This is a genomic window from Bacillus sp. NPDC060175 (genome assembly GCF_042728695.1).
GTDB lineage: Bacteria > Bacillota > Bacilli > Bacillales > Bacillaceae_G > Bacillus_A.
Genome location: NZ_JBHWYR010000147.1, coordinates 1 through 6,101, shown reverse-complemented (window position 1 = coordinate 6,101; position 6,101 = coordinate 1). Strand labels below are relative to the sequence as shown.

Genomic DNA, 6,101 nt, shown 5'->3' with positions numbered 1-6,101 from the left:
ATATATATAAATTTGTTATACTCTTTTTATTAAGAAGTAATTCAAAGTAATAACCAAATAAGGAACGGAGATAAATTTATAATGAAAATAACAAAACCTAAAGGAGTATGGAAAAAAAGAATGCTTATATCTCTCATGATAGTTTTGGGATTGGCTCTTGCGGGAATTAGTTATTGGAACCTTTCACCAGTTCCAAAAGCATTTTTGATTAAAAAAGCATTTGAAGGCGGAACGTTCGTTCCGTCAGCTGATTATGACCATGCTCTAAACGAAACAAAAATCGTTAAGGATATCAATTATAATTCTAAATTCCCAGATGGCAAATTTGACATCATTTATCCGAAAAATCGTGCAGAAAAAACTCCTATTATTTTTTGGGTACATGGAGGTGGATTTGTAGGGGGAGATAAATCAGATATTACTGGGTATGCGGTAAACTTAGCTGCTCGTGGTTATATAGTAGTGAATATAAACTATGCTCTTGCTCCTAAAAGAGAATATCCAACGCCAGTACTCCAACTAGGTGAGGCTTATGAATACATAAAAGAAAATGCAAAAAAATATGACTTAAATCTGAATCGTGTTTATTTTGCAGGAGATTCTGCTGGAGCACAAATATCTGGTCAATTCGTTAATATTCAGACATCTGAAGGGTATGCAAAATTAGCAAAGATTGACGCTATTGTTGATCCTTCTACAATAAAAGGTGCACTGCTATTTTGCGGTCCATATAATATGCCTGAATTAGCTAAGATAGAATCAACTAAAGAAATACAAGATTTCATGCGTACCACTGGTTGGGCTTATTTGGGTAAAAAAAATTGGGAAGGATCATCAGAAGTAAAAATAGCTTCAATTTTAAATCATGTTACAAAAAAATATCCACCAGCATTTATCACAGATGGGAACACTGGATCATTTGAAGATCAAGGTAAAGCATTGGCTTCTGCTTTACAAAGTAAAGGAGTGTCTGTAGATAGTCTTTTCTTTGATAAAAATGTTTCTGGTGAGTTAGCGCATGAATTTCAATTTAAAATGAATACCCAAGCGGGTCTAGAAACTTTCAACAAAGTTCTGGCATTTTTAAGTAAAAGTAAATGATATGTTTAAAGTTAACATAAAAACAGAGTGCGATTTTCAGGAGTACCGTACATGTTCATCAAGATAAAATAAATTTGTATCTATATACTGAAAAGAACGCTATTCTTTTTGTAGAAATATACAGAAAGGATGGCGTTTTTTATGAATCTTTCGATTCAAAGTGAGCTACAATTATTTGCTGAAGAATTACATCAACATCTTACCCCTTCATTTTTAGAAAAACTTGCTAGAGAACTAGCTTTTGTTCAACGAAAGCGTAAGTTTTCAGGACGTGACTTAGCTATTATCTGTGTCTGGATTAGTCAACGTGTAACGAGTGATTCCTTAGTTCGACTGTGTAGTCAACTTCATGCTGTTACAGGAACTTTTATGAGTCCAGAAGGACTAAATAAACGTTTCAATAAGAAGGCTGTTTGCTTTTTAAAACATATTTTCTCCACATTATTAAAAAATAAAATTTCTGATACATCAGTGATTCCAAGCTCTTCAATCACTTATTTTCAACGGATTCGTATTTTAGATGCAACGATTTTCCAAGTGCCAAAACATTTAGCTAGTGTGTATCCTGGATCAGGTGGTTGTGCACAAACAGCGGGTATAAAGATTCAATTAGAATATGATTTACATAGCGGACAGTTTTTAAATTTTCAAGTTGAACCAGGAAAGAATAATGATAAGACCTTTGGAACAGAATGTTTAGCGACATTACGCCCTGGCGATCTATGTATTCGCGATTTAGGCTATTATTCACTGGACGATTTAGATCAAATGGACCAACGAGGCGTGTATTATATATCGCGGCTTAAACTAAACAATATGGTGTATATCAAAAATGAGTTTCCTGAATACTTTCGAAATGGGACAGTAAAAAAAGAGTCTCAGTACATCAAAGTTGATTTAGAACAGATTATGAATACCTTAAAACCAGGACAAGTCCATGAAATAACAGACGGTTATATTGGAAAAGATAAAAAACTATTCACAAGAGTTATTATGTATCGATTAACTGAAAAACAACTTCGTGAGCGTATGAAAAAACAAATGTATACGGAAAGTAAAAAGGGCATTACATATTCAGATAAAAGCAAAAGATTAGCTGGTATTAACATATATGTTACCAATATACCTTGGGAGATTGTTCCGATGGAACAAATACATGATTTTTACTCTCTTCGCTGGCAAATCGAAATTATCTTTAAAACTTGGAAATCACTTTTTCAAATCCATCATTGGCAAAATATCAAACAAGAGCGATTAGAATGTCACATTTATGGAAAACTAATTGCTATTTTTCTATGTTCTTCTACTATGTTCAAAATGCGACAGTTGATTTTACAAAAGAAACAAAAAGAATTAAGCGAATATAAAGCCATTGGAATGATACAAGATCATCTATACATCTTGTATCAAACTATACAACAAAACACTCAAGAAATAACAAAAATCTTGTGCCGTCTATTCAACCTCTTACTGAAAAATGGACGAAAATCTCACCGATATGAGAAGAAAACAGTCTTTGATATCCTGGGTGTTATTTATGAGTATAGTGGATTGGAAAAACAAAAAAAATTGCATGATTTTTAAAATTGGGTTGATTGAGGTTTATTTGGTATACTCATTTTTAAGGACACAAAGTATTTTAAGAGTTTTTCCGTTCATATGAACGGAAGTGCATTTTGTTTTGGCTCTTAAGTTGATGGGCATGGGGTCACCATATCATTTCGGGAAAATTGTACGTTTAGACATAATTTGGACACAAATTGACCGATTCCCTGTAAGTTAAGGAATCGGTTATTCATTTTATTGCTTTTTTATAGAGTTTTTATCTCGTAATGGTCTTAGATTATTGAAATTTGTTTTTTGGTTTAAGTTCCACACATAATCACCTGTCAATGTGATATGTTCCCATAGGTTATCTAATATATCGTTATTATAGTCATCGTTCATTCTACAAGCGTCTATCAACACCAATGGAAACTTTAAATGAGTCAATAAAAGATAGTGATTTGACTCCATTATCAATGGCCTTAGATAAATTACTACAAACTCAATATCAATATTATCAAAACCAATTAAAAAAATGGGAACGAAAACAACAAGAACAAATGACTTTTATGAATCAATGGGTTCATCAAATGAAAACACCTCTTTCTGTTATTGAGTTAATTACACAAGATGCAGATGACTCTCGATTTGACAGTATTAATGAAGAAACGGAAAGAATCAAAAAAGGATTGGAAATGGTCTTATATGTTGCTCGTTTAGAAACATTTGAACAGGATTTTCATGTAGACAGATTGCGAATATTAGGAATGATTGATTCTGTTATTCATGAAAATAAACGTCTGTTTATACGTAGTTATGTGTATCCAGAGGTAAAGGTAGATCCGAGTCTTATTGTAGAAACAGATAAGAAATGGTTTCGATTTATACTCAATCAAGTGCTGTCAAATGCAATTAAATATTCATCAAGTAAGAAAGAGAAAGTAATAGTATCGGCGTATTCAAAAGGACGAGCAATTATTTTGGAAGTAAGAGATTATGGAGTGGGCATTCCTACTGCTGATTTACCACGTGTTTTCAATCCATTTTATACTGGAGAAAATGGTAGGAAATTTAAAGAGTCTACGGGAATGGGATTATATCTTGTTAAAGAAGTATGTGAAAAATTAAATCATAAGATTGAGCTAGAATCTGAAGTAGGTAAGGGAACAAAAGTTAGAATCGTATTCCCATATGCATCTCGTTGAACGATGAAAGGTAGACTTTTCATCGGTTTTTTCTTTTGAATCTTACAAACTTGTTAGATAAATGTTAGGGAAATCGATAGGAAAAATCCTATGCAATATGTACATTGTATGTAGAATCAAAACTGAAAGGAGAAAGGAATTATGATACAAAAGCAACGTATTGAAATAGTTGATTATTTACGGGGATTTGCGCTTATAGGCATTACTTTTACAAATATATTTCAAAACACGAGTATGGTGAGCACTGATGCCCATCCTTATTTTAGCTCTTTCGTTTACACTTTCATGGTATCAAAATTTATTTATATATTTATGTTCCTTCTAGGCTTATCTTCTGCATTATTAATGTCAAATTTAAAGAAGAGGGGTGAAAGGGCAAATTTAATATATATCCGGCGTTTTAGTATCCTGTTATTAATTGGTGTTACATGTACATTTGTAGGGGTCCCTGCCGGTGGATTATTTATTATGTATGCAATTTATGGGCTAATAGGATTTGTATTTCAGTATATACCACCGACGATTAACATTGTCGTTTTTATCGCTATTGCAATATTAATTTGGTTCACACGTGACATGGTTTTAATTGAAGGTGAATCAACTAATAATCAAATTGTATCTTTAGTAAGCATGTTAAGCGGGTTTTCAATGGTTATTTTAGGGATATTTTTAGGACAAGTATCTTTTTTCAATCACCTACAAAGATATAAGGTATTACTTGTAACAGGTTTAGTCCTCCTTTTCTTTTTAACATACTATTCTTATGGCTGGATGAATAATTTTAGTTCTTTCGTACTGCCCCTATTTTATATTGTTTGCTTTACCATTTTAAGTATGATTCCCATGGTAAGAAGTATGTTCTCATGTTTAATCGCATTTGGCCGAATGTCTATGTCAAACTTTATTGTGCACACATCGATTGTTTTTGACTATTTAGAAAATGGAAAATTCTCATTCTTAACCTATTTAGGTATCGGTCTATCCATTATTGTTATACAAATTATTTATAGTAACATATGGTTAAAGTACTTTAGAATGGGACCTTTAGAATGGATATGGCGTATGGGAATATATTGGAAGAAAGTTCGAATTGTAGATTCATTCGCGAAAGATTCTAATTTTAAAGAAAACAAAACCTGTTAAAGAAGTATGTGAAAAATTAAATCATAAGATTGAGCTAGAATCTGAGGTAGGTAAGGGAACAAAAGTTAGAATCGTATTCCCGTATGCATCTCGTTAACCGATGAAAGGTATACCTTTCATCGGTTTTTTCTTTTGAATCTTACAAACTTGTTAGATAAATGTTAGGGAAATCGATATGAGACATACTAAGTATAGGTTACACTTCATGTATCGAAAAGAGAAATGGAAGGTGAAATACTTGTGGAGATACTACATGTTTCAGATTTAGGGAAAGTTTATCCTGGGAAAATTTCTTATACAGCATTATCCCATATTGATTTAAAAATAAACAAAGGCGAATTTGTAGGAATTATGGGACCATCTGGGAGTGGTAAAACAACGCTATTAAATATGGTGTCTACTATAGATGCTCCAACATCAGGAGAAGTATTAATTCATGGAGAAAATCCATATCTGTTATCTCCAGATCAGTTGTCTTTATTTCGAAGACGTGAATTAGGGTTTGTTTTTCAATCATTTAATCTCCTTAATACACTGACAGTGAAAGAAAATATTGTTCTTCCACTTACGCTTGATGGTGTAAGCTCTAGAGAAATGGAAGGGAAAGTGGAAGCTATTGCTGAAAAACTAGGGATAACTGAAATATTAGATAAACGTACGTATGAAATTTCTGGTGGGCAAGCACAAAGAACAGCAATCGCACGAGCTACTATTCATAATCCGAAATTATTACTTGCGGATGAGCCTACAGGAAATCTGGATTCAAAATCTGCTAGTGATGTGATGGGATTATTGACAACGCTTAATAAAGAAAATAGCACAACGATGATGTTAGTGACACATGATGCAATGGCTGCAAGTTATTGTGATCGCATTGTGTTTATCAAAGATGGACAGTTATACAATGAGATTTATTGTGGAGATAATCGCAAAGTATTCTATCAAAAAATTCTAGAGGTTTTAGCATTATTAGGAGGAAATGCAAATGACTTTTCGACAGTTCGCATTTAATAACGTCATTCGAAGTAAACGAACATATTTGGCTCATTTTTTAAGTAGTACGTTTGCTATTATGATTTTCTTTACTTATGCATTACTTGCATTTCA

The 6,101-nt window shown here is 32.6% G+C and carries 5 protein-coding genes and 1 pseudogene; all 6 read left to right on the top strand.

Annotated elements, in window-relative coordinates; translation table 11 throughout:
* Positions 1-81 precede the first annotated feature (81 nt).
* Complete coding sequence (locus ACFWDE_RS29620) at positions 82-1,101, top strand: alpha/beta hydrolase (protein ID WP_377896282.1); 1,020 nt, start codon at positions 82-84, stop codon at positions 1,099-1,101.
* 141 nt (positions 1,102-1,242) lie between these two features.
* Positions 1,243-2,685 carry an IS4 family transposase gene (locus tag ACFWDE_RS29615; RefSeq protein ID WP_377896281.1) on the top strand — a complete coding sequence of 481 codons (1,443 nt, stop codon included), beginning with the start codon at positions 1,243-1,245 and terminating at the stop codon, positions 2,683-2,685.
* 323 nt (positions 2,686-3,008) lie between these two features.
* Entirely contained in the window at positions 3,009-3,851 is an 843-nt protein-coding gene (locus ACFWDE_RS29610) for a sensor histidine kinase (RefSeq protein WP_377896283.1), read from the top strand.
* Between the two features lie 141 nt (positions 3,852-3,992).
* Positions 3,993-4,994, top strand: a complete 1,002-nt coding sequence (locus ACFWDE_RS29605) for a DUF418 domain-containing protein (RefSeq protein ID WP_377896280.1) — start codon at positions 3,993-3,995, stop codon at positions 4,992-4,994.
* Positions 4,990-5,091: pseudogene (locus ACFWDE_RS29600) on the top strand (sensor histidine kinase); the annotation flags it as partial. The gene ACFWDE_RS29605 and the pseudogene ACFWDE_RS29600, both read left to right, overlap by 5 nt.
* A gap of 143 nt (positions 5,092-5,234) precedes the next feature.
* The gene (locus ACFWDE_RS29595) at positions 5,235-6,005 is read left to right on the top strand and encodes an ABC transporter ATP-binding protein (protein ID WP_377896279.1); all 771 of its coding nucleotides are present in this window, start codon (positions 5,235-5,237) and stop codon (positions 6,003-6,005) included.
* Positions 6,006-6,101: the final 96 nt, after the last annotated feature.